Annotated in this window: 15 protein-coding genes; 11 read left to right on the top strand and 4 right to left on the bottom strand. The window is 61.0% G+C overall.

The genetic code is table 11. From position 1 onward, the window contains the following. Positions 1-37: 37 nt before the first annotated feature. Both ACZ89E_RS06860 and ACZ89E_RS06855 read right to left on the bottom strand, forming a co-directional pair. Positions 38-673, bottom strand: a complete 636-nt coding sequence (locus ACZ89E_RS06860; RefSeq protein ID WP_149660408.1) for a response regulator transcription factor — start codon at positions 671-673, stop codon at positions 38-40. A 4-nt stretch (positions 674-677) separates the two neighbouring features. Then, positions 678-2,126 (bottom strand): sensor histidine kinase, encoded by a 1,449-nt coding sequence (locus ACZ89E_RS06855; protein WP_476255182.1) that lies wholly within the window; start codon positions 2,124-2,126, stop codon positions 678-680. 230 nt (positions 2,127-2,356) lie between these two features. Between ACZ89E_RS06855 and ACZ89E_RS06850 the strand changes: the two genes are divergently transcribed. From ACZ89E_RS06850 to phaR, 6 genes are all read left to right on the top strand, one after another. Further along, a complete protein-coding gene (locus tag ACZ89E_RS06850) occupies positions 2,357-3,979 on the top strand; it encodes an acyl-CoA synthetase (RefSeq protein WP_149660406.1) in 1,623 nt (540 codons plus the stop codon). Between the two features lie 126 nt (positions 3,980-4,105). Next, positions 4,106-4,432: a DUF485 domain-containing protein gene (locus ACZ89E_RS06845; protein WP_149660405.1), complete on the top strand. Its 327-nt coding sequence runs from the start codon at positions 4,106-4,108 to the stop codon at positions 4,430-4,432. Further along, a complete protein-coding gene (locus ACZ89E_RS06840) occupies positions 4,432-6,102 on the top strand; it encodes a cation acetate symporter (protein WP_149660404.1) in 1,671 nt (556 codons plus the stop codon). The genes ACZ89E_RS06845 and ACZ89E_RS06840 overlap by 1 nt, the downstream gene beginning before the upstream one ends. 60 nt (positions 6,103-6,162) lie before the next feature. Continuing rightward, positions 6,163-7,935: an acyl-CoA dehydrogenase C-terminal domain-containing protein gene (locus tag ACZ89E_RS06835; protein ID WP_476255181.1), complete on the top strand. Its 1,773-nt coding sequence runs from the start codon at positions 6,163-6,165 to the stop codon at positions 7,933-7,935. A 129-nt stretch (positions 7,936-8,064) separates the two neighbouring features. Next, positions 8,065-9,333 carry an OprD family porin gene (locus tag ACZ89E_RS06830; protein WP_149660402.1) on the top strand — a complete coding sequence of 423 codons (1,269 nt, stop codon included), beginning with the start codon at positions 8,065-8,067 and terminating at the stop codon, positions 9,331-9,333. A gap of 368 nt (positions 9,334-9,701) precedes the next feature. Then, entirely contained in the window at positions 9,702-10,223 is a 522-nt protein-coding gene (phaR, locus tag ACZ89E_RS06825) for a polyhydroxyalkanoate synthesis repressor PhaR (protein ID WP_476255180.1), read from the top strand. A 35-nt stretch (positions 10,224-10,258) separates the two neighbouring features. On the opposite strand, the gene ACZ89E_RS06820 is transcribed toward phaR, so the two are convergent. Beyond that, on the bottom strand, positions 10,259-10,828 hold the full coding sequence (locus ACZ89E_RS06820) for a phasin family protein (protein ID WP_149660400.1): 570 nt from the start codon (positions 10,826-10,828) through the stop codon (positions 10,259-10,261). 245 nt (positions 10,829-11,073) lie between these two features. Between ACZ89E_RS06820 and ACZ89E_RS06815 the strand changes: the two genes are divergently transcribed. Continuing rightward, positions 11,074-13,440: a DUF3141 domain-containing protein gene (locus ACZ89E_RS06815; RefSeq protein ID WP_476255179.1), complete on the top strand. Its 2,367-nt coding sequence runs from the start codon at positions 11,074-11,076 to the stop codon at positions 13,438-13,440. Between the two features lie 21 nt (positions 13,441-13,461). Here ACZ89E_RS06815 and ACZ89E_RS06810 read toward each other — a convergent pair whose 3' ends face one another. Then, entirely contained in the window at positions 13,462-14,499 is a 1,038-nt protein-coding gene (locus tag ACZ89E_RS06810) for an AraC family transcriptional regulator (protein ID WP_149660398.1), read from the bottom strand. Positions 14,500-14,740: 241 nt separating this feature from the next. Between ACZ89E_RS06810 and phbB the strand changes: the two genes are divergently transcribed. From phbB to ACZ89E_RS06790, 4 genes are all read left to right on the top strand, one after another. After that, complete coding sequence (gene phbB / locus ACZ89E_RS06805) at positions 14,741-15,487, top strand: acetoacetyl-CoA reductase (protein ID WP_476255178.1); 747 nt, start codon at positions 14,741-14,743, stop codon at positions 15,485-15,487. Positions 15,488-15,544: 57 nt separating this feature from the next. Continuing rightward, complete coding sequence (locus ACZ89E_RS06800; RefSeq protein WP_149660396.1) at positions 15,545-16,723, top strand: acetyl-CoA C-acetyltransferase; 1,179 nt, start codon at positions 15,545-15,547, stop codon at positions 16,721-16,723. 94 nt (positions 16,724-16,817) lie between these two features. Next, the gene (gene phaC, locus ACZ89E_RS06795) at positions 16,818-18,521 is read left to right on the top strand and encodes a class I poly(R)-hydroxyalkanoic acid synthase (protein WP_476255177.1); all 1,704 of its coding nucleotides are present in this window, start codon (positions 16,818-16,820) and stop codon (positions 18,519-18,521) included. A gap of 131 nt (positions 18,522-18,652) precedes the next feature. Then, a complete protein-coding gene (locus tag ACZ89E_RS06790) occupies positions 18,653-19,306 on the top strand; it encodes a hydrolase (protein ID WP_463257391.1) in 654 nt (217 codons plus the stop codon). Positions 19,307-19,358: the final 52 nt, after the last annotated feature.

Genomic DNA, 19,358 nt, shown 5'->3' with positions numbered 1-19,358 from the left:
ACCCACTCAGGGACGCCCGGTCTGTCTTGCAATGGATTCAACGCAGCTTCAACGGATCGACCAATTGCGCCGCAATCGCCATCCCCACCAGGTCCGGCAAGGTATTGGCCTGCATCCGTTTCATCACCCGTGAGCGATACAAATCGACGGTTTTCGCGCTGACGCCCAATTGCTCGGCGATTTCCTTGGTGGTGTAACCCTGCACCAGCGGCAGCAATACGTCGCGCTCCCGTGGGGTCAGGGTCAGCATGCGTGCCTGCAATTCTTCGTGGCCCACATTGCCCGAGCGATTGGCCGCGCAGTTGCTGAGGGCTTGTTGCACGCTGTCGAGCAGCAGCTGTTCGTTGTAGGGTTTTTCGATGAAGTCATGGGCGCCGGCCTTGAAGGCACGGACCACGATCGGCACATCGGCGTGGCCGCTGACGAAGATGATCGGCAGGTTCAATTCGCGCAGGCGCATTTCTTCCTGAACGTTCAAACCGCCCATGCCCGGCATGCGCACATCGAGCAACACGCAGGCGTTGAGCCGTGCGTCGCAGGCCTCCAGAAATTCGACGCCGCTGGTAAACGGCAAGGCCTTGAGGCCCACCGACTCCAGCAGCCAAACCGTCGAATCGAGCATGCCTTGATCATCATCGACCACGTACACCACGTGCTCCGTCACACCTGCCATTGCGTCATTCCTGTTGTTGTTTTATGGGGCCGGCCAGTGGCAAACGGCAGTAAACCAGCAGCCCGACCGGTTGCCGCCGCGCCCGTAACTCGCCGCCGAAACCTTCGATGATGCTGCGGCTCATGGACAATCCCAGGCCCAGGCCATCCGGTTTGCTGGTGAAGAACGGGGTGAATATTTGCTCCAGTTCCGGTTCGCTGACGCCCGGCCCCTGGTCATGCACGCTGATCTCCACCGTGGCCGCACTGCCCTGCCCCGCAGCCATCACGATCAGCGACGGGCGGCCCGGATGTTGTTCGCGGTTGGCATCGATGGCGTTGCGCAACAGGTTGAGCAGTACTTGTTCCAGCAGCACCCGGTCGGCGTAAACGGGCGGCAGATTATCCGGCAGTCGATCCTCGATTGTCACTTGGCAATGGGTCGCTTCCCAGGCACACAAGCGCACCGCCTCACGGGCGACATCCACCATGTTCAGCGCCTGCATGCGCCGCTGGCCCTTGCGCAGGAAGCCGCGCAAACGCCGGATGACTTCCGAGGCATGGGTGGCGTGCAACGTGATGCGTTCCAGGCCCTGGGCCACCCGTTCCGCCGCCTGGGGATTGGTCGTCAACGCCTGCATATACCGCTGGCTGGCGTTGGCGTAATTGACCACCGCCGCCAGTGGCTGGTTGATTTCGTGGGCGATGCCCGAGGCCAGTTCCCCCAGCGTCACCAGGCGCGCGGTGTGGGCCAGTTCATCTTCCAGGCGTCGGCGGTTTTCTTCGCCCTGTACCCGCGCGGTGATGTCCCGGGACACGCACACCACTTCGACCACCGCCCCGGTGTAGGTCTCGCGAATCGCCCGGCTGGCGGTTTCGAACCACAGGTAATGCCCGTCACGATGGCGGATGCGATACGTCATGGTGTGATAACCGTTCTGCTCCAGGGCATCGCGCGCGGTTTGCACCAGATTCGCCAGGTCCTGGCCGTGGAACAAGCCTTGGGCCATTTGCCCGCGCAGCGCTTCGGGCCAATAGCCGAGCAAGGTCCAGGACGCTGGCGATGCATCCAGAAAGCGCCCGTCCGGGGTGTGCCGGGAAATCAGGTCGGTGGTGTTCTCGATGATCAGCCGGTACAGCCGCCGCGCCGTGGCCGCTTCACGCTCGGCCAGCACTTGGGCGGTGGCCACGAGACAGCGGGCGAACACGCGGTTGTTGGGCGGATCGGGGATAAAGGTCCAGATCAGAATCTGCGTCTGAAACTGCGCCTCGACCCCTTCGATCGCCCGCTGTTGCGCCAGGCAGGCGCGCACCAGGTCGCGATGATTTTTCGGCAGAAACCCGAGCACGTAGCTGTGCGGATGCTGTGCGAGCAATGCCAGCAGCGCTGCATTCAACTCCAGCGGCTGACCCTGGCTATCGAGCAGCACGCTCGGCTGAGGGTCATGGCTCAATAAGAGGGCGTCAGGCGTCATCACCGGTCCACTGCGTAGGGAACGGCCAGAATATACCGGCCAGGAAGGAATCGCCGCATTCATTTAGCTTCTGAAGAATTATATATAGTACATATACTATACAACCTAGGTTGTACTTCCATATCAAGGGTTGATTGTTATATAAAGCAGACCGGACATAAAAGTTGACCTCAGCGGCTACGCTGAACAGGTCAGCCATAGAGCTAACAATCAGCCACCGAGTACCCGTCATGTCGATCTTCGAACAAGGGCTTAGCCCTACGGCTGTCAATCATATCGCCTTGTCGCCGCTCAGCTTCCTCGAGCGCACCGCCCACGTTTACCCCGACTACCCCGCCGTTATTCACGGCTCGATCCGCCGCACCTGGGCGCAGACCTACACCCGCTGCCGACGCCTGGCTTCGGCGCTGGCCGGGCGTGGCATCGGCAAGGACGACACCGTCGCGGTCATGTTGCCGAACATCCCCGAGATGCTCGAAGTGCACTTCGGCGTGCCGATGATCGGCGCGGTGCTCAACCCGCTCAACGTACGCCTGGACGCCGAAGCCATCGCCTTCATGCTGCAACACGGCGAAGCCAAGGTGCTGATCACCGACCGCGAATTCCACAGCGTGATTCACGCGGCCATCGGCATGCTCGATCACCCGCCGCTGGTGATCGACGTCAACGACCCGGAATACGGCGAAGGCCAGGCTGTCAGCGACCTGGACTATGAAGCGCTGCTGGCCGAGGGCGATCCGGCGTTCGCCTGGCAATGGCCGGATGACGAGTGGCAAGCCATCTCGCTGAACTACACCTCCGGCACCACCGGTAATCCGAAAGGCGTGGTCTATCATCATCGCGGCGCCTACCTCAACGCCTTGGGCAACCAAATGACCTGGGCCATGGGCAACCACCCGGTGTACCTCTGGACCCTGCCGATGTTCCACTGCAACGGTTGGTGCTACCCGTGGACCATCACCGCGCTGGCCGGGGTGCATGTGTTTCTGCGCCGGGTCGATCCACAGAAAATCCTCACCCTGATCCGCGAGCACCAGGTGACTCACCTGTGCGGCGCGCCCATCGTGCTCAATGCGCTGGTCAACATGCCGGACTCGGCCAAAGCCGCCATCGATCACCCGGTCAACGCCATGGTCGCCGGTGCCGCGCCGCCGGCCAAAGTCATCGGTGCCGTGGAAGAAATGGGCATCAAGGTCACCCACGTTTATGGCCTGACCGAAACCTACGGCCCGGTGACACTGTGTGCCTGGCATGCCGAGTGGGATGAATTGCCCCTGGATGAGCGCGCGCAGATCAAGTCCCGCCAAGGCGTGCGTTATCCGACGCTCGAAGGGGTGATGGTCGGCGACTCGACCACCCTGAAACCGACCCCGCGCGACGGCAAGACCATCGGCGAGATCTTCATGCGCGGCAACACCGTGATGAAGGGCTATCTGAAAAACCCGACCGCCACCGCCGAAGCGTTTGAAGGTGGCTGGTTCCACACCGGCGACCTGGCGGTGTGTCATCCCGACGGTTATGTCGAGATCAAGGACCGGCTCAAGGACATCATCATTTCCGGCGGCGAAAACATTTCCACCATCGAACTCGAAGGCGTGTTGTACCGCCATCCGGGTGTGATGGAAGCCGCTGTCGTTGCTCGTCCCGACGAAAAATGGGGCGAAACCCCCTGCGCCTTTATCACCTTGAAGGCGGATCACCAGGACGTGCGCGAGGCGGACATCATCAGTTTCTGCCGCGAACACCTGGCCGGGTTCAAAGTGCCGCGCACGGTGATCTTCACCCTGTTGCCGAAGACGTCCACCGGCAAGATCCAGAAGTACGTACTGCGCGACAGGGCCCAGGCGCTCTAACCCTCCCACGCTGAACCCTTCAAGCGGCAGGTCGCGAACCTGCCGTTTCGGGCTCGTGCGCGCCGGATTCGGCGCAACGCGGCCCTGCCCCCACACACCGACAACAAAAACAATGTGGAGCTACCGATGATCGACATCCATTCAACCGACACCCAGCGTTGCGAACGGATTCGCGCGAATCCGAAATTCCTCCAACTGGTCAGCAGCCGTTCGCGCCTGGCCTGGACGTTGAGTGCCACGGTGCTGGGCACCTATTACCTGTTCATGCTAGTGGTGGCGTTTGCCCCGCAATGGCTGCATGCACCGCTCGGCGAGCACCGGATGTTGACCCTGGGCATGCCGGTGGGCGCGGCGATCATCATTTTTTCCTGGTTGCTGACGGGGTGGTACGTCTACCGCGCCAACACCCGGTTCGATGCGCTCGGCGCGGCGATTCTTGAGGAGAGCAAGTGATGAAGCGGCTCAGAAAGCTCTGCCTCGCGGGTGCAGCCCTGCTGTCGTCTGGCGTCGTACTCGCCGCGCCGCTGACCGGTGCAGTGGAGAAACAACCGCTCAACCTGAATGCGATCAGCATGTTCTTTGTGTTCGTGCTCGGCACGCTCTGCATCACCTGGTGGGCCGCGCGGCAAACCAAATCCACCTCGGATTTCTACACCGCGGGTGGCGGCATCACCGGGTTCCAGAATGGTCTGGCGATTGCCGGTGACTACATGTCCGCCGCCACGTTGCTCGGGCTGTCGAGCCTGGTGTTTGCCAAGGGTTACGACGGTTTCATCTACACCATCGGCTTCTTCGTCGGCTGGCCGATCATCACCTTCCTGATGGCCGAGCGCTTGCGCAATCTGGGGCGCTACACCTTCGCCGACATCGTGTCCTATCGCCTGGACCAGAACAAAGTGCGGATCTTCGCCGCGTTCGGGTCGCTGACGGTGGTGTGCTGCTATTTGATCGTGCAGATGGTCGGTGCCGGGCAGTTGATCAAATTGTTGTTCGGCCTCGACTACCCGGTGGCGGTGGTGATCGTCGGTGCGCTGATGCTGGTGTACGTGATCTTCGGCGGCATGATCGCCACCACCTGGGTGCAGATCATCAAGGCTGTGTTGCTGCTGGCCGGCGGTACGACCCTGGCGGTCATGGCCATGTCGCAATTCGGTTTCAGCTACGAAACCCTCGCCGCCAAAGCGGTCCAGGCCCACGCCAGCGGCTGGAACATCATGGGGCCGGGCGCGATGCTCGCCGACCCGATCAACACCGCGTCCATGTCCCTCGGGCTGGTATTCGGGATTGCCGGGTTGCCGCACATCCTGATGCGCTTCTTCACCGTGCCGAACGCCAAGGAAGCGCGTAAATCGGTGTTCTACGCCACCGGTTTCATCGGTTTCTTCTTCCTCGTGGTCTGCACGTTGGGTTTCGCGGCGATGGTGATCATCGGCACCGATCCGCAGTACTACGTCAACGGTGAAGTCGGCGGTGCCTTGATCGGCGGCGGCAACATGGTTGCCATGCACCTGGCCAAAGCGGTGGGTGGGAACCTGTTCTTCGGTTTCCTCGCCGCCGTCGCCTTCGCCACCATTCTGGCGGTGGTCTCTGGGCTCGCCCTGGCCGGTGCCTCGGCGATTTCCCACGACCTGTACGCCACGGTGTTCAAGAAAGGCAAGGCCAGCGAGAAACAGGAAATGCGCGTCACGCGCATGGCTACCGTCGGCCTGGGCATCGTCGCGATTTTGCTGGGCATTCTGTTCGAGAAGATGAACGTCGCGTTCCTGGTGGGCCTGACGTTCGGCATCGCCGCGTCGACCAACTTCCCGGTGCTGATCATGGCCATGTACTGGAAAGGCCTGACCACCAAAGGCGCGATCCTCGGCGGTTTCGCCGGGCTGATCTGTGCGCTGGTGCTGGTGATTCTGTCGCCAGCCGTGTGGGTCACCGTGCTCGGCCACGCCCACGCGATCTTCCCCTACGACCACCCGGCACTGTTCTCCATGCCGCTGGCGTTCCTGGTGATTGTGGTCGTGTCGAAACTCGACCGCAGCGTGCGCGCCGACAAGGAACGTGATGCCTACGCCGACCAGTTCGTGCGCGCCCAGACCGGTCTCGGTGCCGCCAGCGCTTCCAGTCATTGATTGAAAAAGCACGGCCCGCCGTTGCGGCGCCGTGCCCACCGTCCCAACGAGGTTCACGCTATGCCCGAATTCAACGCTCCCCTGCGCGACATGCGCTTCGTGCTGCATGAAGTGTTCGACGCCCCGGCCCTGTGGGCGCGCCTGCCGGCCCTGGCGGACAATGTCGATGCCGACACTGCCGACGCGATTCTTGAAGAGGCGGCGAAAGTCACCTCGCACCTGATTGCCCCCTTGAATCGCAGCGGCGACGAAGAAGGCGCGCATTGGGTCTATGGCCAGGTCACGACGCCGATCGGTTTCAAACAGGCTTACACCACTTACATCGAAGGCGGCTGGGTCGGTTTGTCCGGCAACGCCGAGTTCGGCGGCATGGGCATGCCGAAGATGCTCGCGGTGCAGTTCGAAGAAATGCTCTACGGCGCTAATTCCAGCTTTGCGCTGTATTCGGCATTGAGTTCCGGTGCCTGTCTGGCCATCGATGCCCACGCCAGCGAAGAACTGAAAAATCTCTACCTGCCGCCGATGTACGAAGGCCGCTGGGCCGGTTCCATGTGCCTGACCGAAGCCCACGCCGGCACGGACCTGGGGCTGATCCGCACCCGCGCCGAACCCCAGGCCGATGGCAGTTACCAGCTCAGCGGCAGCAAGATCTTCATCACCGGCGGCGATCAGGACCTGACCGAAAACATCATCCATCTGGTGCTGGCCAAACTGCCGGACGCGCCGGCCGGGCCTAAAGGGATCTCGCTGTTTGTGGTGCCCAAAGTGCTGGTCAATGCCGACGGTTCCCTCGGCCATGCCAACGCCGTGAGTTGCGGTTCGATCGAACACAAGATGGGCATCAAGGCCTCGGCCACCTGCGTGATGAACTTCGACGGTGCCAGCGGTTGGTTGGTGGGTGAAGCCAACAAAGGCTTGGCGGCGATGTTCACCATGATGAACTACGAGCGCCTGTCGATCGGCATTCAGGGCATCGGTTGCGCAGAGGCGTCCTATCAGAGCGCGGTGAAATATGCCCGCGAACGGGTCCAGAGCCGATCGCCGGTCGGTACCCTGGCGCCGAGCCAGATCGCCGACCCGATCATCGTCCACCCCGATGTGCGCCGCATGCTGCTGAGCATGAAAGCCATGACCGAAGGTGGCCGCGCGTTTGCCAGTTATGTCGGCCAGCAACTGGATTTGGCGAAGTTCTCCGACGACGCCCGGGAGCGCGACAACGCGCAAACCCTGGTGGCGCTGCTGACCCCGGTGGCCAAGGCGTTTTTCACCGACACCGGCCTCGACAGCTGCATCCACGGCCAGCAAGTGTTCGGCGGTCACGGCTACATCCGCGAATGGGGCCAGGAGCAACTGGTGCGTGACGTGCGTATCGCGCAGATCTACGAAGGCACCAACGGCATCCAGGCGCTGGACTTGCTCGGACGCAAAGTGCTGGCCGACAGCGGCGTGGCGCTGCGCCAGTTCACCGGCGAGATCCGCCACTTCGCCCATCAGCCCGACGCGCCCTACTCCATTCAACTGTTCGATGCCGTGCAGCGCCTGGAAAATCTCAGCGACTGGCTGCAAGACCAGGCCGCGACCAACCGCAATGAAATCGGCGCCGCGTCGGTGGAATACCTGCACTTGTTCGGGTATGTCGCCTACGCCTGGCTGTGGGCGCGAATGGCCCAGGTCGCGAAGAAAAAGCGCAGTGACGATCCGGCGTTCTACGGCGCGAAAATCGCCACCGCCGATTTCTACATCGAGCGTTTGCTCCCGCGCATTTTGAGCCTGGAGCAATCCATTCGCGCCGGCAGTGGCTCGTTGTATGGCCTGAGCGCCGAACAGTTCTGACGATTGAACCGCACGCGGCGCCCCCGCTCCTCATTTTGGGCGTTCGCGTTTTTTACTGAACAAGCCCTCGCCCGTCTGGCGAGGGTGCATGGCCGACTATTCCAACAATAAAAATAAAGGGGCTTCACCATGGACCGTCACACCCGCACGCTCGCTACCCGACTGTTACTGGCCGGTGGCGTCATCAGCCTCTCGGCCCCCGCTGCCGCTGACTTTATCAAGGACAGCAAAGCCAGCCTGGAACTGCGCAACTTCTACTTCAACCGCGACTTTCGCCAGGACAACGCTGCGCAATCGAAACAAGAGGAATGGGCCCAGGGTTTTCTGCTGCGCTATGAATCGGGCTTCACGGATGGGTTGGTCGGCTTCGGTGTCGATGCTATTGGCCTGCTCGGGGTCAAACTCGATTCGAGCCCGGATCGCGCCGGTTCCGGGTTGCTGCAACGCCATCGCACCACCAGCAAGGGTGCTCAGGACGAGTACGGCGACTTGGGCGTGACAGCGAAGGTGCGCGCCTCGAAAACGGTGCTGAAACTCGGCACTTTGCTGCCCAAGTTGCCGACGGTGCTGGCCAATGATTCGCGGCTGTTGCCACAGACGTTCGAGGGCGGTCAGCTGACCTCGCTGGAAGTCGAAGGCCTGACCGTGGACGGCGGACGCCTGAAACAAGTCAACCAGCGCGATTCCTCCGACTATGAAGACATGGGCATCACCCGGACCGGCGCCAAAGGCATCATCACGCCGCACACCACCAGCGACAGCTTCGACTTTGCCAGCCTCAACTACAAATGGACCGGCAACCTCGCCACGGGCTACAGCTATGGCCATCTCGACAACCTCTACAGCCAGCACATGGTCAACCTGACTTACGTGTTGCCGGTGACGGCGGGCCAGTCGTTCAAGAGTGATTTGCGCTTTGCCCGCTCCACCGACGATGGCGGCAGCAACGTCGACAACAAGGCGCTGGGGGCGATGTTCACCTACAGCCTCGGCGGGCATGCGCTGGGCCTGGGTTATCAGAGCATGAGCGGCGACACCGGGTTTGCCTACATCAATGGCACTGACGCGTTCCTGGTCAACTTCGTGCAGATCGGCGACTTCGCCAGCAAGGATGAAAAGTCCTGGCAGGCCCGTTACGACTACAACTTCGCAGCCATTGGCGTGCCGGGGCTGACCTTCATGACCCGTTATCTCACGGGCGACAATATCGATCTGGGCGGCAATCGCCCGGAGGGAAAGGAATGGGAGCGCGATACCGATATCGGTTATGTCGTGCAGAGTGGCCCACTGAAGAACGTTGGGGTGAAATGGCGCAATGCGACCGTGCGCTCGACGAATTTCGGCAGTGATCTGGATGAGAACCGGTTGATCGTCAGCTACAGCTTGCCGATCTGGTAAGCACCACATGATCGTTCCCACGCTCCTGCGTGGGAACGATCACCGAAGCTGAACCACCACATCACCTGTAGGAGCAAGGCTTGCCCGCGAAAGCGTCGGCACATCCAACATCGACAGTGACTGACGCAACGTCTTCGCGGGCAAGCCTCGCTCCTACAGGGGCGTGGTCGTCAGGCGGCGTTGCGGTCTGTTTGTGATCTTGTAGGAGCAAGGCTTGCCCGCGAAAGCGTCGGCACATCCAACATCGACAGTGACTGACACAACGTCTTCGCGGGCAAGCCTCGCTCCTACAGGGCTCGGCGGGTCGGCGACATCGGCGATAGTAGGTTAAGATGCCTGCAAATCAGGCTCGCCGCGAGACGCCCCGCATGACCGTTAACAACCCCAACACCCCCCGCCTGATCAAGAAATACCCCAATCGCCGCCTGTACGACACCCATACCAGCAGCCACTTGACCCTGGCCGATATTCGGCAATTGGTGGTCGATAAAATCCCGTTCCAGGTGGTCGATGCCAAAACTGGCGAGGACTTGACCCGCAGTATTCTGTTGCAAGTCATCCTCGAAGCCGAAAGCGGTGGTGAGCCGATCTTCAGCAGCGAGATGCTGATGGGCATCATCCAGTTCTACGGCCCGTACCAGGGCGTGCTCGGCAGCTACCTGGATAAAAGCATCCAGACCGTGATCGACATCCAGTCCCAGACCGGCGCCCAGTCGTCCGAGGCCTGGAGCACCTTCATGCACCAGCAGGCGCCGGTGATGCAGGACTTGATGCGCCAATACGTCGATCAGTCCAAGGCGCTCTACCTCAATACCCAGAACATGTTCGGCCTGTTCGGCGCCAAGCCGGGCACCGATAACGGGACGAAAAAAAATGGCGATGGGGAATAATCCCATCGCCATCGGTGATGCTGGCCTGATCTGACTTATTTGTTGCCGTTGGTAGTCTTGGCACCTGCTTCTGGAGCAGCTTTGCCGGCGGCAGCGGTCGCAGCGTCGAAGCCACTCTGGGCTACATCAGACGCCTGCTTTACCGCCTTCTGTGCGCTTTCGAACACGGTACCGGCATTCGCCAGACCCGATTTGAAGGCCGCGACCACTGGCTCGGAGCCAGCCGGTGCATTCTTGCTGATCGACTCGACGAACTCATTCACCTGCTGAGTGCCCGCCTGGACTTGACCTTCGGTCAGTTTGGCGATCTCCGACTGGGTGCCGACGATCAGCGCCTGAACCTGACGATTGAATTCAGCCAGGCGTTCGGTTTGCGCGCTCGGTTGGGTGAACGACGCCTGCAAATCAGCGAAACCTTGTGGATCACGCACCGCCAGCAGCTTGCGCACGCCTTCGAAGTGCTCCTCGGTGGAGTCGCGCAGTGCCTTGAACTGCAACTGGCTCAGTTGTTCAACGCTGGCGAAGACTTTGCCGCTGATCTGCTGCAACAGGTCGAGGTTGGCTTTCTGGGTGGCTTGCAGTTTTTCCGAGTTGAAAAAAGACATGCTGAAATCTCCTGGTACTGGAAGGCCCATTCAGGCCTGAGGACGCGACAGCGATCCGGGCAGTCGTCGCGTTAGCCTTGATATTGCAGTGCACAAAAAGGTTTGGCAACGGATATTTTGTGCGCTGCAAAATAAACGGTACTCCTGCGGTGGTTATTCACTATAGACTCGTGAAAATCCGATGACCGGCCTAGCCATCGCTAGACTGGCTGACGATTCCCCCCGCACCGTGTCAGGAGTTCACCATGGGCCAGGAAGAAAATATTGCGCTGCAAGATGAGGGGCTTTCCCCGGCGACCGGGTTGTTCGAGCACCTGAATCACCTACAACAGCTCAATACCCGCAACGTGCTCGACGCGGTGCAGCAGCGCCAGGCAAAAACCTTCGCGCCGCTCAGCCAGGGCCAGCTCAAACAACCGACGGCGGCGCACTGGCAGGAATACTTCACCGACCTCAGCCAACGCAGCCTGTTGTTCTGGGACACCTTGCGCCAGCGCGGCGACAACACCTTGGCCCACGAGCGGGCAGGCTTTCCGCTGCTGCTCAAGTTCGAGCATGAAACCCTGGTCAACGGCGCCGACCTGCCGCGCCCGGTCAACTACTCACTGTTGCGCATCCTCAGCGCCGAACCAGCCATCGACAGCCAGCCACCGGTGATCATCATCGACCCGCGCGGCGGCCATGGCTCCGGCATCGGCGGCTTCAAGCAGGATTCACTCATTGGCGAAAGCCTGCGCGCCGGTCATCCCACCTACTTCATCTCGTTCAGTCACTCACCCGCTCCCGGGCAAACCCTGGCGGACATCGTCGAGGCGCAAGCTCGGTTCATCGAAACAGTCAGCGCCCGGCATCCCGCCAGCGCCAAACCGGTGGTGATCGGCAACTGCCAGGCAGGCTGGGCATTGATGGGACTGGCCGCCACACGCCCCGAACTGCCGGGGCTGATCATCGTCAACGGGGCACCGCTGTCGTACTGGGCCGGGGTCAATGGCCGCAACCCGATGCGCTACACCGGCGGTTTGCTCGGCGGTGGCTGGATGGCGCGTTTGGGTAGCGATCTGGGCAACGAGCGGTTCGACGGCACCTGGCTGGTGAGCAATTTCGAAAACCTCGACCCGGCCAACACCTATTGGGGCAAGTACTACCACCTGTTTAGCGAAGTCGACACCGAAGCCGCGCGCTTCCTCGACTTCGAACGCTGGTGGGGCAGCCCGACGCTGCTGAACGGCGAAGAAATCGAGATGATTGTCGACGACCTGTTCATCGGCAATCAGCTGTCCGGCGGCCTGGGGCGCAAGAGCAGCGGGCTCGACCTCAAGCGCATCGAAGTGCCCGTGGTGGTGTTTTGTTCCTATGGCGACAACATCACCTCGCCGCAACAGGCGCTGGACTGGATCGCCGATGTCTACCCCAGTGACCTGGCCTTGCAGAACGCCGGGCGGACCATTGTCTACCTGCGTCACGCGAGCATCGGCCACCTGGGGATTTTCGTCTCCGGCGAAGTGGCCCGGCGTGAACACCGCGAGCTGCTGGGTGCGGTCGAGACCATCAACGCCCTGCCCGCCGGGCTCTATGAAATGCTGATCGACGATCTACCCGACACGCAATACGCCGTGCGTTTCGAACCCCGACGCATCGCCGACATCCATGGCGAAGTGCCGCCGCCCCGGGATGATGATCGCGAATTCGCCCTGGTCGAACGCGCCTCGAGTATCAACAACAGCGTGTACGACGGCTTCATTCGGCCGTGGCTGCGTCCGTTGATCAATGAACCGACCGCCGATCTGCTACGCAAGGCCCATCCGTTCCATCAGCAACAAGTGCTCTGGAGCAGTTCGAACCCGGCCCTCTGGTGGCTGGCCGGCAGCGCCGCCCAGGTGCGCAATGAGCGTCGCCCCGCCGCCACCGACAATCCGTTGCTGGCCTGGCAGGCGTTGTTCTCCAACCAGGTTCAGGACACTTTGAACGCCTACCGCGATCTACGCGATGCCACCCAGGAACTGTGTTTCTACGGCGTCTACGGCGCACTCAACCAACTCAGCGGCAACGTGCCAACGCGCGATCTGCAAGCCCACGCCGAGAACCACGACAAAGCACTGCTCGAACGCCTGCAAACCGCCCTGCCCCTGGGCGGCCTGATGGAAGCGCTGGTGCGCATCCTGTTCCTGCTGGACCGCGACAGCGACGCGCGAGGCAAAGCCAATCTCGACAAACTGCTCGAACAAATGCAGTGCTTGTTGCAGGACCACAGCGTCGAACCGCTGGATCTGCGTGACACCCTGCAAACGCAGAAAATGCTGGTCCTCACTTATCCGCAGGAAAGCCTGCAAAGCCTGCCGCTGTTGCTGCCTGAAACTGAGGAGCGCCAGCAGGTATTGGCCGCCGTTGCCAATCTGCTGCCGGAACTGTTGAACGAGAACGCGGCCGGGCACGGATTCTGGTGCGAGTTGCACACCTTGCTTGAAGTGCCGCTACCGGGTTTTGACCTGACTCAACCGCCCAGCGAGACTGATGCAGTTCCTGAACAACCCGCGCCTGTCGCCAAGGTTGAAGTCCCGACGCCACAACCCACCAAACCCCGCAAAACCTCGAAGAAACCACCAAAGAAATAAAACCGAACCGCATCGGCCAGATCAGGCCGATGCGGCTGTCTCGACGTCAAAAGATTCATCCGCCCGATACTGCCCCGGCGTCATCCCGAACCACCGGCTGCACGCCTTGTTGAAGCTGCTGTGGTCATGGAAACCAAGGAGATACGCCACATGCTTCATGTTGAAATGAGAGTGGCGCAGGTAGTAGTCAGCCAATTGCCGGCGCACCGCATTCTGCACATCCTTGAATTGCGTCCCTTCCTTTTCCAGCGAGCGTTGCAGCGTACGTTTGCTGATGTTCAGCGCCGCGGCGATCGACTCCATGTCGTACTGCCCTTGCCCCTGGCTCAACCGCTCGCTGATCAACGCGCGAATCCGGCCGACAATCGAGAAGCCGAACAGCAGGTCAAGTTGCGCCTCGGCAAAACTGTCGTGCAGCACCGCCAGTGTCTCGTTGGCCATGCTCAACGGGCGCAGCACTTCCTGGCCGTCGAACAGAATGCTGTCGTAGGGTGCGTTGAACTGCAGGTTGCAGCCAAACAAACGCCGATGTTCCGAAGTGTCGGCGGGTTCGGGATAACTGAACTGCACCTGCAACGGCTGCGGCGAGTTGCCGCCTGCCAGCCAACGGCAAAACCCCATCAGGGACGCCAGGGCGGCGTCGACGTATTGCCGGGGTTTGACCGAGCCGGCCTGCTGATGATCAAGCGCCGCCAATCGAAAGTTTTGCTGCTCAGCGGTGAAAAACAGGCTGAAGCCGGTACCGATCAACGGGCTGAAACGCACCAGCCGTTCTATCGCCCTTTTCAGGTTCAGGCTGGACATCATGGTGTAGCCGACAATCTGGAAACTGCCGGGATGGAAGTTGCCATAGGCTTTCAAGCCGATGTCCGGGTCAGCGCTGGCCTGCGCGGCCAGGGCCCACAATCGATAGATCGCCCGGCGTTCGCAAAACGCACCGGGCAGTTTCGCCAGATGGATGTCCAGTCCGGCCTCTTGGCACAAGCTGGCGACATCCAGTCCTTGAGCAGAAAGCGTATTCACCAGCACGCTGGCATAGCCTGAACTCATTCTGTACATGGGCGTCCTCAATGACCTGTGGTGCCGAACATCCTGTTCGGGCCATACGGATCTGCGTCTGAATCAAAGAATATTGGGCCGTTCAGTGTCGAGTGTTGATCCCAGTATAGGTACTCGTCGCTTTTAGCGACTTCTGGCGTCGTTGGACACCAAACAGTCACCTCACAACACTTCCCCAGCCCCCACCCATACCGAACAATCCTCCCATCTTGCAGCGCAAAATAATAAAAGGAAGAAGTCTATGAAGTCGCTTGGTCGTATTGCATTGGTAACCGGCGGTATGGGTGGGATTGGTACGGCGATCAGCCAGCGTCTTTACCAGGAAGGCTTCAAGGTGGTGGTGGGCTGCAGCGCCAATTCCAGCCGCAAGGAAGAATGGGCCGCCGCCCAGTCGGCAGCCGGGTTCGAGTTCCATTTTGTCTACGGTGACATCACCGACTGGGAGTCAACTCGCGCGGCGTTTGAGTGGGTCAAGGAGACGTACGGTCCGGTGGACGTGCTGGTCAACAACGCCGGCATTACCCGGGATACCTCGTTCCGCAAGCTCACCCCCGAAGACTGGAACGCCGTCATCGGCACCAACCTCAGCGGCATGTTCAACACCACCAAACAGGTGATTGAAGGCATGTTGAGCAAAGGCTGGGGCCGGATCATCAACATCTCCTCGATCAACGGCCAGCGCGGCCAGTTCGGCCAGACCAACTACAGCGCGGCCAAGGCCGGTATCCACGGCTTCACCATGGCCCTGGCGCGGGAAGTGTCAGGCAAGGGCGTGACAGTCAATACCGTGTCGCCGGGCTACATCCAGACCAGCATGACCGCGGCCATTCGCCCGGACATCCTCGACAGCATGATCGCCGCCACACCAGTCGGTCGCCTCGGCCAACCGGAAGAAATCGCCTCCATCGTCGCCTGGCTGGCGTCCGATGAGTCAGCCTACAGCACCGGTGCCGACTTCTCGGTCAACGGCGGCATGAATATGCAGTAACCCGTGCAGGGCAAGGAGGCCCTGCTGCCGTTCGACACATTCTTAATGAGGTCACGCATGAACGAAGTCGTAATCGTTGCCGCTACTCGTACCGCCATTGGCAGCTTCCAGGGTGCCTTGTCCGCGATTCCGGCCACCGAACTGGGTGCGGCGCTGATTCGCCGCTTGCTGGAACAGACCGGTATCAACGGCGAACAGATCGATGAAGTAATCCTCGGCCAGGTGCTCAGCGCCGGTGCCGGACAGAACCCGGCACGCCAGACCGCGATCAAGGCCGGCCTGCCCTTCACCACCCCAGCCATGACCCTGAACAAAGTCTGTGGCTCCGGGCTCAAGGCTGTGCAACTGGCGGTCCAGGCCATCCGCTGTGGTGACGCCGAACTGGTGATTGCCGGCGGCCAGGAAAACATGAGCCTGGCGCCTTACGTCCTGCCCAAGGCCCGCACCGGTTTGCGCCTGGGCCATGCGCAACTGCAAGACAGCGTGATTCAGGACGGTTTGTGGGATGCCTTCAACGACTACCACATGGGCATCACCGCAGAGAATCTGGCTGAGAAATACAGTGTCACCCGTGAGCAACAGGACACCTTCGCCGCCGCCTCGCAGCAGAAAGCCGCAGCGGCCATCGAAGCCGGGTACTTCAAGCGTGAAATCACCCCGATCCTGATTCCCCAGCGCAAGGGCGAGCCGCTGGCCTTCGACACCGATGAACAGCCACGAGCGGACAGCAGCGCCCAGTCCCTGGGCAAGCTGAAGCCGGCGTTCCAGAAAGACGGCAGCGTTACCGCCGGCAACTCGTCAACCCTCAACGACGGCGCCGCCGTGCTGTTGCTGGCCAGCGCCGCCAAGGCCCAAGCCTTGGGGTTACCGGTCCTGGCGCGGATCAAGGCGTACGCCAGTGCCGGCGTTGACCCGTCGATCATGGGCATCGGCCCCGTTCCGGCCACCCGCCTGGCGCTGGAAAAGGCCGGCTGGAGCCTTGATGACCTGGACCTGATCGAAGCCAATGAAGCCTTCGCTGCGCAGTCACTGGCGGTCGGCAAAGAACTGGGCTGGGACACCAGCAAGGTCAACGTCAACGGCGGTGCGATTGCCCTCGGTCATCCGATCGGCGCCTCGGGGGCACGGATTCTGGTGTCGCTGTTGTTCGAACTGATTCGTCGCGATGGCCATAAAGGCCTGGCCACGTTGTGCATCGGTGGCGGGCAAGGCGTCAGCCTGGTCATCGAGCGCTAGTCACACCGAACTGCTTGCCTTTGCTAATGACGCGGCACCGTACGCGGTGTCGCGCTTTTTTCTGCCCGGTTGACCTTTGTGGGCAAGGAGTTCCATGGATAACAACGCGCACACCTTCAACACTTACTGGTCTGGCCAGGTTCCGTTCATTGCCTCCTTTGCAGTGCAACAATTACGCCTGTGGGTCAGCACTAATCCGTGGTTCACCGGGCAGGAATACAACGACTGGTTTGACCTGCCCCGTGGCACCCTCGACAGCCTGCAGTCCGACTATCAACTGCAATGGGGTGACCTCGGCCAGCGCCTGATGACCGGCCAGCCGTTCACCTTCGATGATCGACGCTTCGCCAGCGGCGCCTGGAGCCAACCGCTGTTCGGTTCACTCGCCGCGTTTTACCTGCTCAACGCCGGCTTTCTGCTGAAGCTGCTCGACAAGTTGCCGATCAAGGACAAGAAACCGCGCCAACGCCTGCTGTACCTGGTGGAGCAAGCCATCGCCGCCGGCGCGCCGAGCAACTTCCTGGCGAGTAACCCTGACGCGTTACAACGGGTGGTCGATACCCAGGGCGCCAGCCTGCTCACGGGGTTGCTGCACCTGGCCAGCGACCTGCAAGAAGGCAAGATGCGCCAGTGCGACAGCAATGCGTTCAAGGTCGGTGAGGACCTGGCGACAACACCCGGCGAAGTGGTGTTCGAGAACGAATTGTTCCAGCTGATCCAGTACTACCCGCAAACCGAAACCCAGTACCGGCGCCCGGTGTTCGTGGTGCCGCCGTCGATCAACAAGTACTACATCCTCGATTTGCGCCCCGACAACTCGATGATCGGCCATCTGTTGCAGCAAGGCCATCCGGTGTTTCTGATGTCCTGGCGCAACTTTGACCAGGCCCACGCCAACACCACGTGGGATGACCTGATCGAAACCGGCATCATCAAAGGCCTGCAAGTGACCCGCGAGATCAGCGGCGAGCAACGACCCAATTGCGTCGGCTTCTGTATCGGCGGCACGCTGTTGAGCACGGCGCTGGCGGTGTTGGCCGCGCGTGGCGATAAAGACATCGCCAGCGTCAGCCTGTTGACCACATTCCTCGATTACCTCGACACCGGCCCCATCGACATCTTTGTCGACGAAAAACTGGTGGCCTACCGCGAACGCACCATCGGCGGGCTGGACGGCCCCATCGGCCTGTTCAAGGGCGAGGACATGGGCAACACCTTCTCCCTGCTGCGCCCCAATGACTTGTGGTGGAACTACAACGTCGACAAATACCTCAAGGGCCAGAAGCCGGTCGCCCTGGACCTGCTGTTCTGGAACAACGACAGCACCAACCTGCCCGGCCCGATGTATTGCTGGTATTTGCGCCACACGTATTTGCAGAACGACTTGAAGTCCGGTGAGCTGGATTGCTGCGGGGTCAAACTCGACCTGCGAGCCATCGAGGCGCCGGCGTACATCCTCGCCACCCACGACGACCACATCGTGCCGTGGCGCAGCGCCTACGCCAGCACCGAACTGCTCGGCGGGACCAAGCGCTTTGTGCTCGGCGCCTCGGGGCATATCGCCGGGGTGATCAACCCGCCGGCCAATCAGAAGCGTCATTACTGGACCAACAACCGCATCAGCAAAAAACCGGACACATGGTTCATGAATGCCCAGCAACATCCCGGTAGCTGGTGGAATGACTGGTTTGCCTGGCTGGCCGAACACGCCGGGGAGCGCCAGCCTTCGGCGCTGCACATCGGCAATGCCCAATACCCGGCGATTGAGTCGGCACCGGGGCGGTATGTGATGCAATGACCCGCCGTCCTGCGCGATGAACTTGCATCGCGCAGGGCTCATACCACACACAAACACAGCACACCCACTCAAGATCCCCAGCCGAATCTGCGCAACCATGAGCCTTCACTCAATCCCGTAAGGACCTCGTGATGGCCATTGCACAAGCAGTTCCCGGCAAAACCCTGCTGACCCCTACCGACCACACCCTGATCATGATTGATCACCAGTCGCAGATGTCCTTCGCGACCAAGTCCATCGATGCCGTGACCCTGCGCAACAACGCCGCGCTGGTGGCCAAGGCTGCGCGTGGCTTCAAGGTTTCGACCATTCTCACCACTGTGGCCGAGAAGAGCTTTTCCGGGCCGATCTTCGATGAAATCAAGTCGGTGTTCCCGGAACACAACGTGATCGACCGCACCAGCATGAACACCTGGGAAGACGAGCGCATCGCTGTTGAAGTGAACAAGTTCGGCAAGCAGAAAATCGTTCTCGCCGGGCTCTGGACCTCGGTGTGCATCGTTGGCCCGGCGCTGTCTGCCCTGGACCAGGGTTTCGAGGTGTACTTCATCGCCGATGCTTGTGGCGATGTGTCGATCGAAGCCCATGACATGGCGATTCAACGCATGATCCAGCTCGGCGCCCGACCGATGACATCGCTGCAATACCTGCTGGAACTGCAACGCGACTGGGCACGCAGCGAGACCTACGAAGAAACCGTGAAAACCTCCATCGCCAATGGCGGCTCCTACGGTTTGGGCCTGATCTACGCCAAAACCATGTTCGGCGCGTCCGAAGGCCATTAAGCAACAACGGCGACTGCGTGACTTGCTTGCGCAGTCGCTGCCTTGGTGGTGA

It is taken from the genome of Pseudomonas sp. TE3899, assembly GCF_056279105.1.
This window is presented reverse-complemented; position numbering and strand designations above follow the sequence as displayed.

Coding starts and splice junctions, on each gene's coding strand:
- ACZ89E_RS06850 (WP_149660406.1), top strand. CDS start 2,357: ATGTCGATCTTCGAACAAGGGCTTAGCCCTACGGCTGTCAATCATATC.
- ACZ89E_RS06840 (WP_149660404.1), top strand. CDS start 4,432: ATGAAGCGGCTCAGAAAGCTCTGCCTCGCGGGTGCAGCCCTGCTGTCG.
- phaC (WP_476255177.1), top strand. CDS start 16,818: ATGGATAACAACGCGCACACCTTCAACACTTACTGGTCTGGCCAGGTT.
- ACZ89E_RS06835 (WP_476255181.1), top strand. CDS start 6,163: ATGCCCGAATTCAACGCTCCCCTGCGCGACATGCGCTTCGTGCTGCAT.
- phaR (WP_476255180.1), top strand. CDS start 9,702: ATGACCGTTAACAACCCCAACACCCCCCGCCTGATCAAGAAATACCCC.
- ACZ89E_RS06830 (WP_149660402.1), top strand. CDS start 8,065: ATGGACCGTCACACCCGCACGCTCGCTACCCGACTGTTACTGGCCGGT.
- ACZ89E_RS06860 (WP_149660408.1), bottom strand. CDS start 673: ATGGCAGGTGTGACGGAGCACGTGGTGTACGTGGTCGATGATGATCAA.
- ACZ89E_RS06845 (WP_149660405.1), top strand. CDS start 4,106: ATGATCGACATCCATTCAACCGACACCCAGCGTTGCGAACGGATTCGC.
- ACZ89E_RS06810 (WP_149660398.1), bottom strand. CDS start 14,499: ATGTACAGAATGAGTTCAGGCTATGCCAGCGTGCTGGTGAATACGCTT.
- ACZ89E_RS06790 (WP_463257391.1), top strand. CDS start 18,653: ATGGCCATTGCACAAGCAGTTCCCGGCAAAACCCTGCTGACCCCTACC.
- ACZ89E_RS06855 (WP_476255182.1), bottom strand. CDS start 2,126: ATGACGCCTGACGCCCTCTTATTGAGCCATGACCCTCAGCCGAGCGTG.
- phbB (WP_476255178.1), top strand. CDS start 14,741: ATGAAGTCGCTTGGTCGTATTGCATTGGTAACCGGCGGTATGGGTGGG.
- ACZ89E_RS06820 (WP_149660400.1), bottom strand. CDS start 10,828: ATGTCTTTTTTCAACTCGGAAAAACTGCAAGCCACCCAGAAAGCCAAC.
- ACZ89E_RS06815 (WP_476255179.1), top strand. CDS start 11,074: ATGGGCCAGGAAGAAAATATTGCGCTGCAAGATGAGGGGCTTTCCCCG.
- ACZ89E_RS06800 (WP_149660396.1), top strand. CDS start 15,545: ATGAACGAAGTCGTAATCGTTGCCGCTACTCGTACCGCCATTGGCAGC.